Origin of the sequence: Mesorhizobium sp. M0317 (assembly GCF_040321555.1) — a bacterium.
In the GTDB taxonomy this organism is placed as follows: domain Bacteria; phylum Pseudomonadota; class Alphaproteobacteria; order Rhizobiales; family Rhizobiaceae; genus Mesorhizobium.
Genome location: NZ_JAMYRV010000054.1, coordinates 28,108 through 47,221, shown reverse-complemented (window position 1 = coordinate 47,221; position 19,114 = coordinate 28,108). Strand labels below are relative to the sequence as shown.

At 61.7% G+C, this 19,114-nt stretch carries 20 protein-coding genes and 1 riboswitch; of the genes, 5 read left to right on the top strand and 15 right to left on the bottom strand.

Going from position 1 to position 19,114, the window contains the following annotated elements:
- Nucleotides 1–473 (bottom strand): alanine dehydrogenase (locus NKI88_RS27920; protein WP_502909502.1); only part of this gene is annotated, 473 nt, incomplete at its 3' end.
- 157 nt (nucleotides 474–630) lie between these two features.
- On the opposite strand from NKI88_RS27920, the gene NKI88_RS27915 reads away from it, so the two are divergent.
- Entirely contained in the window at nucleotides 631–762 is a 132-nt protein-coding gene (locus tag NKI88_RS27915) for a hypothetical protein (protein WP_352658665.1), read from the top strand.
- A gap of 157 nt (nucleotides 763–919) precedes the next feature.
- On the opposite strand, the gene NKI88_RS27910 is transcribed toward NKI88_RS27915, so the two are convergent.
- From NKI88_RS27910 to pmtA, 7 genes are all read right to left on the bottom strand, one after another.
- Complete coding sequence (locus NKI88_RS27910; protein WP_352658669.1) at nucleotides 920–1,678, bottom strand: hydroxymethylpyrimidine/phosphomethylpyrimidine kinase; 759 nt, start codon at nucleotides 1,676–1,678, stop codon at nucleotides 920–922.
- Nucleotides 1,669–2,274, bottom strand: a complete 606-nt coding sequence (locus NKI88_RS27905; protein ID WP_352658663.1) for a thiamine phosphate synthase — start codon at nucleotides 2,272–2,274, stop codon at nucleotides 1,669–1,671. The genes NKI88_RS27910 and NKI88_RS27905 overlap by 10 nt, the downstream gene beginning before the upstream one ends.
- The gene (locus NKI88_RS27900) at nucleotides 2,271–3,044 is read right to left on the bottom strand and encodes a thiazole synthase (protein WP_352658661.1); all 774 of its coding nucleotides are present in this window, start codon (nucleotides 3,042–3,044) and stop codon (nucleotides 2,271–2,273) included. The genes NKI88_RS27905 and NKI88_RS27900 overlap by 4 nt, the downstream gene beginning before the upstream one ends.
- Before the next feature lies 1 nt (nucleotide 3,045).
- Entirely contained in the window at nucleotides 3,046–3,243 is a 198-nt protein-coding gene (thiS, locus tag NKI88_RS27895) for a sulfur carrier protein ThiS (protein ID WP_031253541.1), read from the bottom strand.
- Nucleotides 3,212–4,213, bottom strand: coding sequence for a glycine oxidase ThiO (gene thiO / locus NKI88_RS27890; protein WP_352658659.1), 1,002 nt, complete (start codon nucleotides 4,211–4,213; stop codon nucleotides 3,212–3,214). The genes thiS and thiO overlap by 32 nt, the downstream gene beginning before the upstream one ends.
- Entirely contained in the window at nucleotides 4,210–6,045 is a 1,836-nt protein-coding gene (thiC, locus tag NKI88_RS27885) for a phosphomethylpyrimidine synthase ThiC (protein ID WP_352658657.1), read from the bottom strand. Before thiC ends, thiO begins: the two co-directional genes overlap by 4 nt.
- A 103-nt stretch (nucleotides 6,046–6,148) precedes the next feature.
- A riboswitch (TPP riboswitch) is annotated at nucleotides 6,149–6,265 on the bottom strand.
- 182 nt (nucleotides 6,266–6,447) lie between these two features.
- Entirely contained in the window at nucleotides 6,448–7,044 is a 597-nt protein-coding gene (pmtA, locus tag NKI88_RS27880; RefSeq protein WP_352536261.1) for a phospholipid N-methyltransferase PmtA, read from the bottom strand.
- Nucleotides 7,045–7,217: 173 nt separating this feature from the next.
- Here pmtA and NKI88_RS27875 point away from each other — a divergent pair, with 173 nt between their 5' ends.
- On the top strand, nucleotides 7,218–7,742 hold the full coding sequence (locus NKI88_RS27875) for a DUF309 domain-containing protein (RefSeq protein ID WP_352658655.1): 525 nt from the start codon (nucleotides 7,218–7,220) through the stop codon (nucleotides 7,740–7,742).
- A 208-nt stretch (nucleotides 7,743–7,950) separates the two neighbouring features.
- On the opposite strand, the gene NKI88_RS27870 is transcribed toward NKI88_RS27875, so the two are convergent.
- On the bottom strand, nucleotides 7,951–9,606 hold the full coding sequence (locus NKI88_RS27870) for an MFS transporter (RefSeq protein WP_352658653.1): 1,656 nt from the start codon (nucleotides 9,604–9,606) through the stop codon (nucleotides 7,951–7,953).
- A gap of 336 nt (nucleotides 9,607–9,942) precedes the next feature.
- Here NKI88_RS27870 and NKI88_RS27865 point away from each other — a divergent pair, with 336 nt between their 5' ends.
- Entirely contained in the window at nucleotides 9,943–10,215 is a 273-nt protein-coding gene (locus NKI88_RS27865; RefSeq protein WP_352658651.1) for a hypothetical protein, read from the top strand.
- A 216-nt stretch (nucleotides 10,216–10,431) separates the two neighbouring features.
- Here the strand turns inward: NKI88_RS27865 and NKI88_RS27860 are convergent, their stop codons facing one another.
- The 6 genes from NKI88_RS27860 to NKI88_RS27835 all read right to left on the bottom strand — a co-directional run bounded on the left by NKI88_RS27860 (nucleotide 10,432) and on the right by NKI88_RS27835 (nucleotide 16,938).
- On the bottom strand, nucleotides 10,432–11,907 hold the full coding sequence (locus NKI88_RS27860; protein ID WP_352658649.1) for an NAD-dependent succinate-semialdehyde dehydrogenase: 1,476 nt from the start codon (nucleotides 11,905–11,907) through the stop codon (nucleotides 10,432–10,434).
- A 354-nt stretch (nucleotides 11,908–12,261) separates the two neighbouring features.
- Nucleotides 12,262–12,462, bottom strand: coding sequence for a hypothetical protein (locus tag NKI88_RS27855; RefSeq protein ID WP_352658647.1), 201 nt, complete (start codon nucleotides 12,460–12,462; stop codon nucleotides 12,262–12,264).
- A 51-nt stretch (nucleotides 12,463–12,513) separates the two neighbouring features.
- Nucleotides 12,514–13,395, bottom strand: coding sequence for a carboxylating nicotinate-nucleotide diphosphorylase (nadC, locus tag NKI88_RS27850; RefSeq protein WP_352658645.1), 882 nt, complete (start codon nucleotides 13,393–13,395; stop codon nucleotides 12,514–12,516).
- Nucleotides 13,395–14,936, bottom strand: a complete 1,542-nt coding sequence (locus NKI88_RS27845) for an L-aspartate oxidase (RefSeq protein ID WP_352658643.1) — start codon at nucleotides 14,934–14,936, stop codon at nucleotides 13,395–13,397. The genes nadC and NKI88_RS27845 overlap by 1 nt, the downstream gene beginning before the upstream one ends.
- Entirely contained in the window at nucleotides 14,933–15,907 is a 975-nt protein-coding gene (gene nadA / locus NKI88_RS27840) for a quinolinate synthase NadA (RefSeq protein WP_352658641.1), read from the bottom strand. Before nadA ends, NKI88_RS27845 begins: the two co-directional genes overlap by 4 nt.
- A 65-nt stretch (nucleotides 15,908–15,972) precedes the next feature.
- Nucleotides 15,973–16,938 carry an NUDIX hydrolase gene (locus NKI88_RS27835; protein ID WP_352658639.1) on the bottom strand — a complete coding sequence of 322 codons (966 nt, stop codon included), beginning with the start codon at nucleotides 16,936–16,938 and terminating at the stop codon, nucleotides 15,973–15,975.
- Nucleotides 16,939–17,274: 336 nt separating this feature from the next.
- On the opposite strand from NKI88_RS27835, the gene panB reads away from it, so the two are divergent.
- Complete coding sequence (panB, locus tag NKI88_RS27830; RefSeq protein ID WP_352658637.1) at nucleotides 17,275–18,099, top strand: 3-methyl-2-oxobutanoate hydroxymethyltransferase; 825 nt, start codon at nucleotides 17,275–17,277, stop codon at nucleotides 18,097–18,099.
- A 16-nt stretch (nucleotides 18,100–18,115) separates the two neighbouring features.
- On the top strand, nucleotides 18,116–19,006 hold the full coding sequence (panC, locus tag NKI88_RS27825; protein WP_352658635.1) for a pantoate--beta-alanine ligase: 891 nt from the start codon (nucleotides 18,116–18,118) through the stop codon (nucleotides 19,004–19,006).
- The last annotated feature ends 108 nt before the right edge of the window (nucleotides 19,007–19,114 follow it).

Here is a 19,114-nt window from a genome sequence, read left to right as displayed (position 1 = left end):
ACGCCGCGGCCACCATTGGCCTTCTGCAGCGCGGTCGCGCCGGCCTGGATCGACAGGCGGCCGGCAACTTCCGACATCGGCGCCAGGAGCGGCAGGCCGCCGCGGTCGTCGGTTACGGTCTCATAGGCGATTGCGGTGACGCCGGACGCGAGCAGGCCCTTGGTCTGCTCCGGATCCGGGGCCAGGTGCAGATAGGTGTAGAGGATCTGGCCGTCGCGCAACTGCGCCCATTCGTTGGGCTGCGGCTCCTTGACTTTGACGATCATGTCGGACTTGGCGAACACGTCGGCAGCCGTCTTGGCAATGGTGGCGCCAGCGGCGCGATAGGCGTTATCATCGGCGCCAATGCCGGCCCCGGCGCCCGTCTCGACCAGCACTTCGTGGCCGTGGGCGACATATTCGCGGACCGAGCCCGGCGTGAGCCCGACGCGATATTCGTGGTTCTTGATTTCCTTGGGGCAGCCGACGCGCATTTTCTTCTCCTGATCCAGGCCCTTTTGGGCTCACTCCCTGCATGGTCGGAGTGAACCACGAATCGCTGCGCAGGTGTTTGCGAATCCGCTTACGCCAAAGGTCAGGTTTCGATAATCGTTGCGCGAAATAGCCAGATTTTCGCAGGATTCACGAAAAATGCCGCTCGACAGGATCGATATCGCTATTCTCGAGGCTTTTCAGAAGGAGGCGCCGGATCCAGTCTGTCTCGGACGCCGTCCCAATGACGGCTTGGCAAAACGAATGGGCGATCGCGCCGCGCTGCTGTAAAACCACCGCCTGCCGCCAATGTCCTGCTGCCAAATGGTCGCGAGCTATGCGCGGGGACACCTGCCGGTCTTCTCCCCGCCGGCAGGGCGCTATCTGCATACCGCTGGATGGACTTGATCGCCGCGCCGTCGCGTTAGAGTGACTGAGGCAGCGTCACTCATTCGGCTGCCTTCTGAAGCTTCTCGAAAACAAACAGCTTGCCTTCGCGCACGCTGCCTTCAAGTGATCTCGCCTTTGCCAGATGCGCCGCAATCGCGCTGGCCAGCATGCAGCCCGTCCCGCGTATCGATACGGCAAGGCGCGGCGCGTCAAAGCGGATTGGCTCTTGATCCATGCGCAACAGAATATCGGTCGATCGGGGTCCCGCCGCGTGGCCGCCCTTGATCAGCAGGGCCTGCATCCCGACTGCCAGCAATTCCTGGCCTTGCCACACTGCGCCGCCTTCATCCACCGCTGGCTCTAAGCCAACAAGAAGCGCCAGCTCCATGAGATTGGGCGTGACGAGGCGGCAAAGGGGCATCAGGTCGCATTTCATGACGGCGATGGCCCTTGCGTCCAGCAGCGCCTGGCCTGACGTGGAGGCCAGCACCGGGTCGAGTATTGCCGGCACCCGCGGATTCTCGCGTAGCACAGCCGCGATGGCAACGACGATCTCGGCCGTTGCGAGCATGCCGATCTTGATTGCCGCCACCTTGTTGGCCTGCAGCGCGGCGCGCATCTGATCGGCCACAAGATCGGGCTGCGAAGGATGGATTTTCATCACGGCTTCGTGCGTCTGCACCGTCAGCGCTGTGACGGCCAAGCAGGTGCGCACGCCAATGGAAGAGATCGTCTCGATATCGCGTGCAATTCCAGCCCCACCGCTGGAGTCTGATCCGCCGACCACGAGCACATGCGGTTCTCGGCTCAGCGCCATGGCTTTGTCTTTTCGATCCATTCTCGCGTGCGCGCTTCGGGATCGGCATTCAACGTGATGTCGGTGACCACCGCCGCGCTGTCCGCACCAGCCTCGAAGACACCGTCGAGCCGGTCGGGGTTGAGGCCGCCGATGGCGACCAATGGGATCGGCGCCACCCGATGCTTCCACGCGCTGATCCGCGCGAGCCCTTGCGGCCCCCATTTCATCTGCTTCAGGATGGTGGGATAGATGGGGCCGAGCGCGATATAGTCGGGCTCGGCAGCGATCGCCGTTTCCAGTTCGGGATGATCGTGCGTGCTGAGCCCGAGCTTCAATCCGGCGTATCTAATCGCCAGCAGGTCGGCCGCAGCCAAATCCTCCTGGCCGAGGTGGACGAAGTCGCAGCCTTCCTCAATTGCCGTGCGCCAATAGTCGTTGACGATCAGTTGGCAGCCATGGATCGCGCAGACGTCGTTCGCGCGGCGGATTTCCGTCCGCAGCGTGGTCTCGTCCCTATCCTTGATGCGCAACTGAACCAGCTTGACGCCAAGCGGCACCAGGCGTTCGATCCAGGCGGCGCTGTCGACGATCAGGTAGAACGGATCGAGCTTCATGAAAAAACCGCCCTGCCGATGGTCGGTGTCGACGGCACGGCGACGTCGCGCGGTTCGAGCATTCCCGAGCTGAACGCTTCACGACCGGCCTCGACCGCCTTGCCGAACGCACGCGCCATGCCGACCGAATCGGCCGCCTTGGCGACCGCGGTGTTCAGGAGTACGGCATCAAAGCCGAGCTCCATGACGGTTGCCGCGTGCGACGGCCGTCCGAGCCCCGCATCCACGATCAGCGGAACATCAGGGAAATGTCCGCGCATCGAGCGCAGCGCCGTGATGTTGATCGGTCCGAGGGCGGAACCGATCGGCGCGCACCACGGCATCAAGACCTTGCAGCCCGCCGCAAGCAGCCGCTCGGCAACGATAAGGTCGTCGGTGGTATAGGGGAATACAGCAAAACCGTCCTCGCACAGGATGCGGGCGGCTTCGACCAGACCGAAAACATCCGGCTGCAGGGTGTCATGGTTGCCGATCACTTCGAGCTTGACCCAGTTCGTACCGAAGACTTCGCGCGCCATTTGTGCGGTCGTGACCGCTTCCTTGACGGAGTGGCAGCCAGCAGTGTTGGGCAGGATTCTGACGCCGAGCGAGCGGATCAACGACCAGAATTTTTCGCCGGCCCTGCCGCCTGCCATTTCACGGCGCAACGAGACGGTCACCACCGCCGTGCCCGATGCCCTGACTGCATAAGCAAGGATGGCCGGCGAAGGATATTGAGCCGTGCCGAGAAGCAGGCGGGAGGGAAGCTCGGCTTCATAAAGCTCGAACATGCTAGCCTCCCTGCATGGGCGAGAGGATTTCGATCCGGTCGCCGTCGTTCAATTGGAATTCCGCCCGGTTGGCTTTGTGCACGAGGTCGTTGTTGACGGCGGTCGCCAGCCAATCGCCCTCATAGTCGAGCGCGGCAAGCAGCGCCTCCAGCGTGGTGGCGGCAACCTCATGCGCTTCGCCGTTGACCATCAGTTTCATGAGCAAGTTCCTTGGTTCTGTCTTGAGTGAAAACCAGGTCGGCAGCCTGGCGCGCCATGGCGGGAGCCAGGAGAAAACCGTGACGATAGAGCCCGTTGATCGCGATGATTTCACCCTTGGTTTCGACGCGCGGCAAATTGTCGGGAAAGGCTGGGCGGACGCCGACACCGGTTTCAACGATCTCAGCCTCGCCAAAGGCCGGGTGGAGGGCATAGGCGGTACCCAGCAGCTCCATCATGGAGCGCGCCGTGACCGGTCCGCCGGACTGGCTTTCAATCATCGTCGCACCAATCATGAAACAGTGGTCGGTGCGCGGCACTGCATAGAGTGGAAAGCGCGGATGCAGCAGCCTGACGGGGCGCGACAGCGAGATATCAGGGATACGCAGGGTGAGCATTTCGCCGCGAACGCCACGCAACCTGCTATCGGCGGCTGCCATTCCCGTGCAATCGATCTGACGATCGAAACCAAAAACATGCTGGGCGTCGGCGCCGAAGTGGAATTCAACACCCATGGCCGCGAGCTTGTCATGAAGTGCTGCCATCGCCTGGCGCGGATCAAGATGGCCCTCAGCGGGGAAGAGCAATCCGCGGCGGTAGCGGCCGGCTAAGTCGGGCTCCAGCAAGGCAATTTCATCTTCCTCGACACGCCGATAGCCCGTCGTGCGGCTGGCGAACCGGTCGAGCTCGCCCGCATCGCGCGGCGCGGCCAAGACCAGCGTTCCCCGTCGTGCTACCAAGCCTGGCGTTGCGGCGTCCCACCAGTCGGCGGCGTCGCGTCCGAGATCCAGCACCGGCTGCTCGGCGCTTTCACGCTCGCACCACGGCGCCAGCATGCCACCGGCGAACCACGACGCATTGCCCCCAAGGGCAGGCCTTGTCTCGGCAACGGTAACCGCCGCGCCGCGTGCGGCGAATTCGAAGGCGGCGGTGAGGCCGGCAACGCCGGCCCCTTTGACCAAGACCTTCATGATGGCTCACGTGGCGGAGGTATGAGCGGTGCGCCGGTCTCGTCCGCCGGCAGGTAGAGATCGCCGCCCTCGCGGTATTTCGCCGCCATCGCCGCCATGCCCTCTTTCTGTGCCTCGGCGCGGATGTCGTGAGAGATACGCATGGAGCAGAATTTCGGTCCGCACATCGAGCAGAAATGCGCCACCTTGTGCGCCTCCTTGGGCAAGGTCTGGTCGTGAAAGGACCGCGCGGTTTCCGGGTCGAGCGACAGATTGAACTGGTCCTCCCAGCGGAACTCGAAGCGCGCGCGGGAAAGGGCATCATCCCTGACTTTCGCTGCCGGATGGCCCTTCGCCAGGTCGGCGGCGTGGGCGGCTATCTTGTATGTGATCACGCCGACCTTGACGTCGCTGCGATCGGGAAGGCCGAGATGCTCCTTGGGCGTGACGTAGCAGAGCATGGCGGTGCCGAACCAGCCGATCATCGCGGCGCCAATGCCTGAGGTGATGTGGTCGTAGCCCGGCGCGATGTCGGTCGTCAGCGGTCCAAGCGTATAGAACGGCGCCTCGCCGCAGACAGCGAGCTGCTTGTCCATGTTCTGCTTGATCTTGTGCATCGGCACGTGGCCGGGGCCCTCGATCATCACCTGGCAATCCTTCGCCCAGGCGATCTGCGTCAGCTCGCCAAGCGTTTCCAGCTCGGCGAACTGCGCCGCGTCGTTGGCATCGGCGATCGAGCCCGGACGAAGGCCGTCGCCGAGCGAGAAAGAGACGTCGTAGGCTCTGGCGATGTCGCAGATCTCGGCGAAATGCTCGTAGAGGAAGCTCTCCCGGTGATGGTGCAGGCACCATTTGGCCATGATCGAGCCGCCGCGCGAGACGATGCCCGTGACCCGGTCAACGGTCAGCGGGATGTAATGCAGCCGCACGCCGGCGTGGATGGTGAAATAGTCGACGCCCTGTTCGGCCTGTTCGATCAGCGTGTCGCGGTAGACCTCCCAGGTCAGATTCTCGGCAATGCCGCCGACCTTTTCGAGCGCCTGATAGAGCGGCACCGTGCCGATCGGCACCGGCGCATTACGCACGATCCATTCGCGGATGTTGTGGATGTTGCGGCCGGTCGAGAGGTCCATCACCGTGTCGGCGCCCCAGCGGATGGCCCAGACCATCTTTTCCACTTCCTCGGCCATCGACGAGGTGACCGCCGAGTTGCCAATATTGGCGTTGATCTTCACCAGGAAATTACGGCCGATGATCATCGGCTCACTCTCGGGATGATTGATATTGGCGGGAATGATCGCCCGTCCGCGAGCCACCTCGTCGCGCACGAATTCCGGCGTCACGAAGTCTGGAATCGCCGCGCCGAAGGCTTCGCCGTCGCGCTCAAGCTGGCCGCGCAGCATCTCGCGGCCAAGATTCTCGCGGATGGCGACGAACTCCATTTCAGGCGTGATGATGCCGGCGCGCGCATAGGCAATCTGGGTCACTGCCTTACCGGCCTTAGCTCTGAGCGGCCGGTTGCGTATGGGAAATTCCGGTGTCAGGCGCTCGCCAGTGGCAAATCCATTGTCTTCCGGCTGGACATGACGGCCGTCATAGGCTTCGACATCGCCGCGTGCCGTAATCCATTCATGGCGAAGCCGGGCCAGGCCTTTTTCGATACTGGTTTCGACAGTCGGGTCGGTATAGGGGCCGGACGGATCGTAGACGGTGATGGGCGGCTCGCCGGCCGTCGGGTGGACGGAGATTTCGCGCATCGGCACCTTGATGTGCGGATGGAGGACGCCAGACTTGTGGATTTTCCGTGAGGCAGCCAGCGGCCCTGTCGACACGGCGGGGGTGAGGGCATTCATCTTGAGGCTCCTTTGCTCATGCATTGGAGACCCAGTTCTGTGCCGGAAGGATGAAAAGACGCTTCTGTGGACCTGCCGAAACAGGACCTCGGGCGTGAACTCCCGCAGAGCGCTTGCACCGTCCCTACGCCAGTATGAACTGGATCAGGTTCAACGGGTCACTGCGCCGCGAAAGCCAGCAGTATCTCAGCCCCTTGCCGGGACTCCCCTGGTGAATGCCTCAGGTTGAACGGGCCGGCGCGGCTTTGTCAAGCGCATTTGGCCCGGCCACTGTCAAATCAACCAGGACCGCGTCGTCTTCTTGGCAATCTGGCATCTGCCCCTGCTCTGTTCCACATCCTATTTGGGTGCAAGGCCACCACTCAGCGGAACCCTCAGAGAAGGAAAACCGTCCAGATTTGGCTAGACTGCTCGACGATAAGTCCAGAGCTGTGCCGGCGGTATGTTGCGGACGACGAAGTCATAGTGGGAAACCACGTAACGGTCTGGCATCTTGATCACCGGCGACAGAGGTCCGTATGTGATCTGAATCACGGGCCGGCCGGCAGGAATACGGGCAAGCAGATCCTCAACCAGCGCGACACGCTGTTGCATTGGAAAGCTCAACAGCGGGACTGCACTTATAACACAATCGAACTGTTCACCTTTGCGCTCACCCAGCGCTTCGTCCAGCGCAAATGCGTCGCCCAATCTGAAGTCCACATTCGGGAAGCGTTGCACCAGGCCGTCGTAGAAAATCCTGGAATATTCGACTGAAACCAGCTGGCGCGGCTTGATTCCCCTGGCCAGGATCGCCTTTGTGATGACACCGGTTCCCGCGCCAAGCTCCAGAATCGGCAATCCTGACCGTGGGTTCACCACGCTTGCCATCCGGCGTGCCGCATAAACCGAAGTGGGAATAAGGGCTCCCACGCCCTTCTTGTCCTTCTGCCAGCCTTTGAAGAATTGGACTTCTTCCTCAAACCTTTTGCCGAGCCGCTCCTTCAGTCGCAAAATCATACCTTCTCCTTGCGTCAGCCGCTTACCCAACGTCATCATTTGGCAAAGCGCGTTTTGGCCAATCTCGGCACCCTTTACAAGCCCGTTAAGACTGCTTGCGTGTCACGAGGCGGTCAGCATGAATTGCCCCTTAACGCACTTTCATGTTTGGTGGGTCTATGTTTCGCCCTCGCTTGCTGCCCGAAAAAAGTTTCCCGAGCTATGCGTATCTGCCCGGCAAATATCCGCATCCGGTGCGCGATCCCTTGGGCCACAGTTACCGATCAGATCCGGTGACCGTCGCCGTTGGCGAAGCGCTCGGCTCAGATGTGTTTCGATGGGGAATCGACCTTTTCAATCACGGCTACTACTGGGAAGCCCATGAAGCCTGGGAGCCTCTCTGGCAGGCTGCGAAACTGAGCGCTCAGCACCGCATGTTCTTCAAGGGACTGATCCTGTTAGCGGCGGCCGGGGTGAAGATCCGCGAGGGCAAGCGGGTCGCAGCGGCGCGCCATGCGACAAGAGCTGCATGGCTTTTTCGTCAGGTGGTGAGAGTGCCGGGCGGCCTGTTTGAGGAAGCGCTCGGGATGACACCCGCCGCGCTCGCTGCACATGCCCAAGCGGTCGTAGCTTACCCGGTTGTTCCGCGGGAGCCAAAGCCTGCCCAGCCTGAGCCCGTGTTTGATTTCATACTCGCACCAGTATCGGAGAGCGTTTGACCGGCAATTCAGTGGTCCAAGCTAACTTTGTCAGCAGGAAACGGGCCTTTGAAAACCGCTCACCACCCGCATGCGTCACAAACAATAAGAGTGCAGTAATGTTTTATAGGCAACTCGCGGCCGCTTCGATGTCGATGGTCTTGAAGGTCGGGGGCTGACCGGTCGCGCTGGTAGCCAATCGATCGATGACAGAGATGCCGGCCAGGCTTCAATGACGGGGATGGCGAAAAGCTGAGTGCTCGGGCTTGCGGGCCGAGCTTGTCGGCCGCTCGATGGAAAGTGTCATTTGAGGTGGGGTCTCGGCCGCGTGCAGCTGAAAGACACGCTCGTCCAGTTCCTTGTCTACTTCCGTCAGACGATGATTGAGGCGAAGGTAGTCCGTCCAGGTCGGCGTGCGGAACGTTTCTGTCCAATGCATAGGCTTCTGCAGGTTCCGCTGGAGCGTCCAGTTCCGAGCACCGACGCGGCTGTGTACATGACGCCGCTGCCGCATGAGGTCGAGGAAGGCCTCGAGATTTCTCTCGGCTATCAGATATTCGATCTTGACCACGATCGGGCCGCTCCTCGGCTTCAAGTTGAGAGAGACAGCTGGGGCATCGAATTCCTCCAAGGGATCGGGCTCGGAGTCGCGGCGCTCTCGAAGCGGAAAGAGAACGCCGGCTGCAGCGACGATCAACAGGGCTCCAGCGGAGCCCTCCAGCGCCCAGGTCAACGAATGGTTTTCGGCCACCGTGCCCCACACCCAGCTGCCGAGCGCTATGCCGCCGTCTATCAAAGCATAGTAGATCGAGATGGTGCGCCCCACGACCCAGCGCGGGCTCGCCAGCTGCACGCTCACACCAACCCCGGACCAGGCGGTCACCCAGCCGGCGCCGCCCAAGGCAAGTGCAATTGCCGCCACGGCAATCGAAGATGTCAGTGCCAGGGAGAGAGAACACGCCGCACAGGCCACGCAGGAGAGCCTCATCAGCCGCTCCTGCGACAAGCTCCGTCTGAACAGGCTGTTGGAGAGGCCAGCCAAGACGGCACCGGTCCCGAAGCCGGCCATGAGCGCGCCATAGGCAAGCGGGCCTCCTCCCAGCTGGTCGCGGACAACCACCGGCAGCAGCGCGAGTATGGCGATGCTCGCCAGGCCAAAGAGGGTTCCGCGCGCGATCGCTGCCTTGATCTCCGATGACATCGCCGTGAAGCGCAGCCCGTCATAAATTGCCGTCCTCATCGACTCGCGGGGAAGAGGGGAAGAACGAACCTTCCACTTGCAGCGCCATATGGTGGCCAGAGGGACCAAGTAGGTGAGCGTAGTCACGGCGAAAGCCGTCATAAGCCCAAACGAGGCAACCACAATGCCGCCGAGCGCCGGGCCAACAGTCCGGACGGTGTTGAAGCCAACAGAAAGCAGGGTGACGGCAGCGGGAACATCGCGTCGATCCACGATATCGCCAACCGACGCTTGCCAGGCCGGATCATTGAGAGCACCGCCGCTTGCGATCAAGAAGCTGAAGCCGAGGATCATCCACGGACTGACAAAGCCCAGCGCCACGGACGCGGTCAGCATCGCGGACGCAATCACCATAAGGCACCGACCGGCGAACATGACCCGGCGCCGGCTGAAATTGTCGGCGAGAGCTCCGGCAAAAACGGACAGGACGAAAGCGGGCAGGTTCGATGAAGCCTGCACCAGCGCAACCATCAGATCGGAAGTCGAGATCGTTGCCATCAGCCAGCTGATGGCGACAGTCTGCATCAACCAGCCGAGGCTTGAAACCTGCGTGGCGAGCCAGATCGAGCGAAAGGTGGGCTGCAGAAGTGGCCCAAAGGTCGTTGGTGCAGCCAAATCTTCGTTTGATCCAGCCACCCTGCTCATTTTGCGAACCTTTGCTTTCCGTTATTGTCGCTTCCCATGTAATCTAGGCTGAACCGTGGCGGCGGGAAGAATAGAGAGGAACTGTTTGCCTCCGACGAGTGCAGCACAGTTTTCCTCGGCATTGAGGGTCGCGGCACGCGGGCGTGGGCCGGCTCACTCGCCTTCGAAGATGTCTTGTTAAGGTCGGATTCACTTGTCGCTTAACGCACCAGGCTTCATCAACGCGCACTTTGCCGAGCGATGCCTTTTCGCGAAACGCGACCCTGTTCTTTGTTGAAGACTCATTCAACAGCGGCGTTCGATGCGCTGCGTGTGGCTTAGGGAGAGTGAGGACGCTTGCAGATCTTCGACAGGATCGATTCACTGATAGGCGCAGACGATTGCCGGGCCGCGATCGAAGAGGCGCGCGCCTTGCTACTTCGATTCGAACAAAGGTCTGATGCGCTCACGCATGCGATAGACGACTTTCTGCTCGACCTGATAACGCTGGCTTTCATTGTTGAATGTTACGGACGCGGCTTTGAACTTTTGGCGCGAACGCTGGCTCGTAGAAGACTGGCAAAGGTCAGGCTTTTGTCGGAAGAGGTCTATTCCGCCAGAGAGAAATGACGCCCAAAGCTTGTTGCTAACCGGCTATCGCGCCGCGTTCCGCCACAGTGACGAAGGCAATTGACGACGTTCGACCACCAAAAAATAGGCGGAAAACCGGGGCCCTTTATGAGGCAGACTCGGTGTGGATTGTTCCGCGAATCTGAAAACTACGGGTCCATTCCGTGGCGTCCGGCCGTCCGCTGGCCTTCATCGCGGCAATCGCCGCCGGCCGCCTCAGATGCCGCCCATGCAGAGGTACTTCATTTCAAGATAGTCTTCGAGGCCGTGGCGGGAACCTTCCCGCCCGATGCCGGACTGTTTTATCCCACCGAAGGGCGCGGCTTCTGAGGACATTCGTCCTGTGTTGATCCCCACCATGCCGTATTCCAGCGCCTCGGCCACACGCCAGACACGCTTCAGGTTTGAAGCATAGAAATACGCGGCGAGGCCGTATATCGTATCGTTGGCCTCACGCACGGCCTGATCAGCATCCTCGAAGCGAATGATCGGCGCCAAGGGTCCGAAGGTCTCTTCTTGCGCCACGATCATTTCCCTTGAGACGTTGCTGAGGATCGTCGGCTGGAAAAAGTTGCCATCGCTGCCGATCCGGCCGCCGCCACATCGGATCGCGCCACCTTTGGCCAAGGCATCGGCAATGTGAAGTTCGATCTTGGCCAGTGCATGCCCGTCGATCAGCGGACCGATGGCGACACCTGGATCGAAGCCGTCGCCGACCCGAAGCTCACGGACACGCTCCACGAATTTGGCGACGAATTCGTCATGGACGCCCGACTGGACGTAAAGCCGGTTGGCGGAAACGCAGGTCTGGCCGGCATTGCGAAACTTGGCCTGGATCGCACCGTCGACGGCAGCATCGACGTCGGCATCATCAAAGACAATGAAAGGCGCATTGCCACCCAACTCTAGACCGACTTTCTTTATCTGGTCCGAGCACTGGCGCATGAGCAACCGGCCGACTTCGGTGGAGCCCGTGAAACTGATCTTGCGGACCTTGGCGTTCGAGCAGAGTTCGCGGCCGACCGTATCGCCTTCGGAGGCGTAGATGAGGTTGACGACGCCTTCGGGAAAGCCGGCAAGATGGGCCAGAGCAAACATTGCACCTGCCACGAGGGGCGTCTGTTCAGCAGGTTTGAGCACAATAGTGCAGCCGGCGGCGAGAGCCGGCGAGATCTTGCGCGCAACCATTGAGGCCGGGAAGTTCCAGGGCGTAATCGTACCAACAACGCCGATCGGCTGTTTGATAACCAGCATGCGACGGTCTGCAGAGGGCGCCGAGATCGTCTCGCCGTAGATGCGGTTGGCCTCTTCGGCGTACCATTGCAGATACGCGGCCGCATGCGCCACCTCAGACTTCGCTTCGGCTATCGGCTTGCCCATTTCCGCAGTGAGAATCGCTGCAAGATCGTCGGTGTGGTCGACGATCAGTTGGTGCCAACGCCAGAGGATGTCGCTGCGCTCGCGCGCGGTCAGTGCGGCCCATTCAGGTTGCGCCACATAAGCTTTGTCAATCGCCGCGCGCGTCTCCTCGACACCCATGTCGGGCAGTTCCGCCAGCACTTCGCCGGTCGAAGGATTTAGTACCTCGAAGGTCCGCTCACTTACCAGCATGCCAAGAGCCGGCACCCGGTCAATGGCTCCGAACAGCTCGCGCGTTTTTAGGTGGCGAAGCATTGGCTTGTACAAGGGCAACGCGAATCCTCCTCGATGCAATTGGCGTGTCACACGACTTTTTTGGATTATCCGCTGGCCTATGGTTTCGCATAGGGCCTCAGTGAGGGGCCACTAGACCCACTCGAATCCACTCAACCGAAACTGATGTCAGTTGTGCGAAACAGTCCGACCATTTCTCGAAACAAGGAGATCGGATCCATGTCGTTGCTCGCGCACTGGAGGGCAAAGTGTGATCCTGCCGCGCTGTCAGATATTCCAACTGGTTTTTGCAGTCCAACCGCCCGTGAACGCTGGAGCACTGCGCGTCTTTTTTGCGGAAATAGAAGTGCCGAGGTCAGATTTAAAGCTGCCGCAGCGCTCAGTTCAGCAGGGCTATCCCTGATCTATGGCCTTGCTTTGATGGTGAGAGCGCTCTTTGCGGACCATGTCGTACGACTCGATATACGCCATCTCCAGAAGGTATCCTAGGAACTGCAGCCTGTGAGACCCCGCGATCTGATTCAGCTCGCTGAGCATTGCGCTGATGAAGGCAAGCGCCTTGGCCAGGTCGGATTTCAGTCCCTTGTCGATCATCGTACGTCTCCCCCCCGGCATAGATTGCTCCTGAAATTGAGCACGCTCTCATCAGTTTAGATGTTTTTGGATGCATGCTTCGACCGGCACATCCATGCCGATGTCGAGGATGGGCGCGCTATGCGTAACCCAGCCAACAGAAATGAGATCGACTCCCGTTGCCGCGATGGCTGGCGCCGTTGCCGGCGTTATGCGCCCCGAGGCCTCGGTGGTCGCGCGGCCGTCGACCATTGCGACCGCCCGGGTGAGTTGCCTAACGGACATATTGTCCAGCAGGATGGCGTCGACCCCGGCGCCTAGCGCGATTTCCAATTGGTCCAGGGTGTCGACCTCAACTTCGACCTTGACCATATGCCCAACGGCAGCGCGCGCGCGTTCAATGGCCGTGCGGATGTCGCCGGCAATGGCGATGTGATTGTCCTTGATGAGCACCGCATCATCGAGCCCGAAGCGGTGGTTGGCGCCGCCGCCAGCGCGGACAGCGTATTTTTCCAGCGCGCGCAGGCCGGGCGTTGTCTTTCGCGTGCACACGATCCTTGCTTTCTGTCCGCGCACCGCTTCGACGATCTCGGCCGTTGCCGTCGCAATGCCGCTGAGATGGCAGAGAAAATTGAGTGCAGTGCGCTCGGCCGCAAGCATGCCACGCGCCGGTCCACTCACCCTTGCAATGGTCTCACCCGCCGCGACCTTGCTGCCGTCCAGGCGTCCAAAATTTATGTCGATCGACGGATCAACAAGCATGAAAGCGTAGGCGACCAGATCAAGCCCAGCGAGAACGCCAGACTGCCGCGTTCTGAACGCGAAGGTGGCCCTGCAGTCAAAAGGCACAATCGCATCGCTGGTAAGGTCACCGGCTTTGCCCAGATCCTCAAGTAGAGCGCTACGCACGATCGGCTCGATCACGATACCGGGAAGGGGTGGAGGTGACGTCATCAGGCACTCCGTTCCGCGGGCCGCAGACTAAGTTCGGCCGCAACCGTCATTGCTGAGGCGAAGGTCAAGCGCGAAGACCGGGCCTGCGCGCTGCGTGTGGGGAAGTCCGACCTGTAATGCGAGCCGCGGCTTTCCTCGCGCCGAAGCGCTGCAATGGCGATCATCAGCGCGATCAAGGCGGGATCGGAAGCGCCAGTGTTGCGTACCGCCATCGGCAGCAGCGTTTCCACGGTGTCGGATAGTGCTTGCCCGTCCCGGATAACACCGAGCCCATTGGACATAGCGTGGCGAACGGAGGAGGGGTCCGGTCGCGGGGGTGCCTTTGCGACAAGCCTTGGCCACTGCCAGCCCGCAGGAGCGGCAGCTACGCTTTGCGCGACCCACAACGAGGTCGTCACGGCCTCGGTCAGCGAGTTGCTGGCAAGCCGGTTCGCCCCATGCAGACCGGTACATGCAACCTCACCGCAAGCCCACAAACCCGGCACCGTGCTGCGGCCCGCGGCATCCACGGCCACGCCGCCCATGTGATAATGTGCCGCCGGGCGCACCGGGATGGGCTCGACTGCCGGATCGATTCCGGCGTCCCGGCAATGCTGGGCAACAGCTGGGAAGCGCTTGGCGAACTTCTGGCCGAGGGACTGCCGGGCATCAAGGTAAACACGATGTCCGGTGCCAAGCTGCTGCCATACGGCCCGTGCCACGACGTCGCGCGATGCCAGCTCGCCGCCAGGCGTATCGCATAGAAAGCGGTGCCCGCACTCGTCGATCAGCACTGCGCCTTCGCCGCGGACCGCTTCGCTCACCAACGGCATGGGCCGCTGCGAAACGTCGAGTGCTGTCGGGTGGAACTGGATGAATTCCAGATCGGCGAGTTCTGCACCGGCGCATGCGGCGAGCGCCAGGCCGTGCCCGAATGAGCCGGCCGGATTGGTCGTGTCTCTGAACAGGGCGCCGATACCGCCGCTCGCAAGAACCACGCGGCGCGTCGGAAATATTATCGCCTGTCCACCTTTTGCCGCCACAACGCCGCTGACCGCACCATTTTCCACAATGAGCCGGCGGGCTTCCATGCCTTCCAGAATTGCGATCGATGGCGTTCGCCTCACAGCGATGATGAGCGCGCGTACAAGCTCGCGGCCCGTAGAGTCACCCCCGGCATGGACGATCCGCCGACGGGAATGCGCTGCCTCGAGCCCGAGCCGCAGTGTCCCGTCCCACGAGCAGTCGAAGGCGACGCCCAGGTCCATCAAATTCTCGATGGCTCGGTCTGCCGCATTCAAAACGCGTCTGGCCACACTCTCGTCGCAGAGGCCATCACCTGCAGCAAGCGTGTCTGCAAGATGCAGGTCTGGACTGTCGTCAGCGCCGAGGCTTGCCGCCAGCCCGCCTTGCGCGAGTGTGCTGGAGGTTTCGGTCCCGAGCCGCGTCGGGGACAGAAGGTAAACGGGATGCGGCGCCAGATGAAGCGCGGTCATCAGCCCGGCAACGCCGGCTCCGATGATCACGGGCGCTCCCCTGATGTCGCCGACCTCTGGCGTCATACAGCAAGCATCCGCTCGACCGCACGCCGAGCACCATCAACCACTCGAGCATCGATGGTCACGATGTGGCGGGTTTCTTGCAGCGCCGTGCGAATGTTGGCGAGCGTGATACGCTTCATATGCGGACAGAGATTGCAGGGGCGCACGAACTCGACATCGGGGTGCTCGATGGCGACGTTGTCGCTCATTGAGCATTCGGTCATCAACACGACGCGCGCAGGCTTGTGCCGTCCGACGAAATCCGACATCGCCGCAGTCGAGCCGGCGAAATCGGCAACCGCGACAACTTCCGGCGGGCATTCGGGATGGGCAAGCACGGTAACGCCAGGGTAGGCATCCCGCAGCTCGCGAATGTCGGCTGGCGTGAAGCGCTCATGCACTTCGCAATGACCGTTCCAGGCGATGATCTCGACCGAAGTCTGTGCCGCGATGTTCCTGGCCAGGTATTCATCGGGCAGCATGATCACCCGCTCAACGCCAAGCGACTCCACCACAGCCAAAGCGTTGCCGGAGGTGCAGCAGATGTCCGACTCGGCCTTCACGGCAGCGGACGTGTTGACGTAGGTCACGACTGGCACACCAGGGTAGCGTTGCCGCATCAGCCGCACGTCGTCCGCCGTGATCGAGTCCGCCAGCGAGCAGCCGGCGCCAAGATCCGGAATGAGCACCGTCTTGTCCGGATTGAGAAGCTTCGCCGTCTCGGCCATGAAATGCACGCCGGCGAGCACGATGATGTCCGCATCGACGGTCATTGCCTTGCGGGCCAGCGCCAGGCTGTCGCCGACGATATCGGCGACGCAGTGGAAAATCTCGGGTGTTTGATAGTTGTGGGCCAGGATGACAGCGTTGCGCTCGCGCTTGAGCGCCAGAATAGCCTCGATGTCGTCGCTGAAAGCTGTCCATTCCACTGGGGGGATGATGCGCTGGACGCGCTGATACAGGGACGCGGCCGAAGGTATCGTCCCGCTCACCGGCGCCTCCCGTTTATAATCCATTCGACTATAAGGGGTATATATCTAGGTTGACTATAAGAGTGTCAACCCCGGGCCAGAGGCAATTTTGTCCCCGCAACGGCAGTTTCATCCAGCACGACATGGCGAAACTGATAGAGCTTGGCCGGGCGCCCGCCCGTATCCAGGGACGTCTCGCCAGTCTCCTCGACCAGTTCTTGCTGCTCGATGAGCCGGCGAAAGTTGGGCTTGTTGATCAGCCGGCCTGCCAGGGCTTCCACGGTCCGTTGCAGCTGCAGCAGCGTAAACACCGGCGCCATCAGCTCGAAGACGACTGGCCGGTATTTGATCTTCGAGCGCAAGCGCGCAAGGCCCGTGGCCAGGATGCGGCGATGGTCGGCAACCATCGTTGTCCCGGCTGTTGAGTCGGATGCGATCGACCGTTCGTCGCGGGTGGCCTCTGCCACCAGACCCGCCTCGTAAAGCAGCTCATAGCGCTGAAGCGCCAGCTCTTCATTCCAGGGTCGGTCCTCGAACGCGAAAGCAATGGCAGCCCGCCGCCGTCGTTCACGGGCAATCGCAGCCTCCTCAACTGCAGCCGCCCAGCCAAGCAGACGCGGCTTCAGAACATCCGCAATCAGTTTCGGTGTTCCGAGGCGGTGGTCCTCCCACGGAAAATAATCGTACCAGCTCCGCCAGGCGCAGGCGGATGCGCCGGTGGCATGTTCTTTCCGGGTCAAAGCGAGATAGCTGATGGAAATGACGCGCTGCTGGCGCCCGTCGGCGCGGTCGCGATCAGCGAACGTATAGAGCTGCTCAATATAGCCGAGGGGATGACCAGTCTGCTGCTCGACCCACGCCCTAAGACCTGACTGCAGCGATCGATGCTCCAGCGCGAACGGCCCCGAGGGCAGGCAATCCGCCTCCCCGATGGTGAGGACCGCTGGTTCACCGTCATTGACGGACACGACAACGGCAATCAGCTCCGCTTCGACTTGCTTGGCCTTTGCGGCGGCCCTACCGTTTCGTGTTGCTTTTGGGCGATCGTCCATGGTTGCCTGGGTTGGGCAGTGTTCCGTGAGAACTTCTCAATCGATTTAACCAGCGTGTAGCAGCCCCTTTAGCCTGTCAACACCACACTCTCGGTTAAGGCCTAGACCTTCGGTCTACATAAGAGTGTCGCAAACGCGAAGCCCCTCGGCAGTGACGCTAGGGAAGTGGACTGGGCGCTAGATTAAGAGCCAGCTTTCGCACTCGTGCTCATTCGAAGCGGCGTCACAGCGTGCGGAATAAATAGTCCGCAAATCATTGTGCACTGCAATTTCTTCTTCGCATCTGCACAAATTTGTGGCAGATGGCTTCGGGTTGACGTCACGTGAGGGAAGTCGGTGAGCGCAACGCGAGGAATCAGGGCCTTGACCCCACCGGACATTGCGGCACGCAAGGGTGGGACGCCGCTGGTCTGTCTGACTGCTTATACAACGCCCATTGCACAACTGGTCGATGCTCACTGCGATGTGGTGCTTGTCGGTGACAGCGTCGGCATGGTGCTTCACGGCCTGCCTTCGACGCTCGGCGTCACGCTCGAAATGATGATCCTGCACGGCCAGGCGGTGCGGCGGGGCCTCGAACGGGCGCTGATGGTCGTCGACATGCCGTTCGGCTCCTATGAGGAAAGTCCTGGGCATGCCTTTGACAATGCCGCCCGCGTGATGGCGCAAACAGGCTGCGCGGCGGTCAAGCTCGAAGGCGGCGAAAGCATGGCCGAGACGATACGCTTCCTTACTGCGCGTGGCGTGCCGGTGATGGCTCATGTCGGCCTGACGCCGCAGGCGGTGAATGCACTCGGCGGCTACCGCGTCCAGGGGCGGGGCGACGATGCCGACCGCATCCAGCGTGATGCGGTCGCGGTGGCCGAAGCAGGTGCCTTCGCGGTCGTGCTGGAGAAGACGCCTGAAGCCCTGGCGCTGCGGATCACGCAGGAGATCGCAATCCCGACCATCGGCATAGGCGCCTCGCCGGCCTGCGACGGCCAGATTCTGGTCGTTGACGATATGCTGGGCCTGTTCGGCGCCTTTCGTCCAAAATTCGTCAAGCGATACGCCGAGCTGGGCGAGGCGGCTTCCGCGGCAGTCTCGGCCTACTCGCATGACGTTCGTGAGCGCCGCTTTCCAGCGGCAGAACACGTGTTCGGCAACGAGCCGAAGACCTGAAAAGAGGAGATCCAAGGTGGGCATTCCCATTCTTCGGACAGTTGCTGAACTGCGCAGCATCGTGGCCGTGTGGCGCCGGGATGGTTTGAAAGTGGCGGTCGTACCGACCATGGGCGCTCTCCACGAGGGTCACCTCAGCCTTGTGCGTGCCGCCCTCGCAAAGGCCGATCGGGTGATCGTCACGCTCTTTGTCAACCCCAAGCAGTTCAACAGCCCGGCGGATCTGATCGCCTATCCGCGCACCGAATATGACGATGCCGTCAAACTGGCGCCGCTCGGCGCCCACATCCTTTACGCGCCGGATGCGGCGGATGTGTATCCGCAGGGCTTTGCCACGGCGGTTTCGGTGAGCGCGCTGAGCGAAGGCCTTTGCGGCGCATTCCGGCCCGGTCATTTCGACGGGGTGGCGACCGTCGTCACCAAGCTTTTTCTCCAGACCGGTGCCGATCTGGCCTTCTTTGGCGAAAAGGATTTCCAGCAACTGCATGTGGTGCGCCGGCTTGTGTGCGATCTCGACATCCCGATCGACATCATCGCATGCCCGACGATGCGCGAAGACGATGGCCTGGCGATGTCGTCGCGCAACTCGCGGCTGTCCGCCGCTGAACGGAGCGCAGCACCTCGCTTGGCCAAAATCCTGTTCGAGACAGCCCGACGGCTGAAGCGTGACCACTGCATCGATCGCGTGCTCGACGAAGCACGGCAGGCAATCCTCGCTGCAGGTTTTTCGCAGGTCGAGTATCTTGAGCTGCGCGCGGACGAGGACCTCGCCATCATCGCCGCCCCGAACCGACCGGCGCGACTGCTCGTCGCCGCCTGGCTTGGCCAGACGCGGCTGATCGACAATGTCGAGGTGTGGTCGCCAGGCTCGGTACGAGGTTTCGTGCAGGCCGCCGTCGCTGCGTGATCGTCTTCGCTCCTCTCCCTGGTCGCGAGCGCCGGGCGCTGCCGCGTCTGGCGATGGATCCCGTGCAGCCCGCCGGCGACAATCCACGCAGCCAATGGGCGCCTGAGT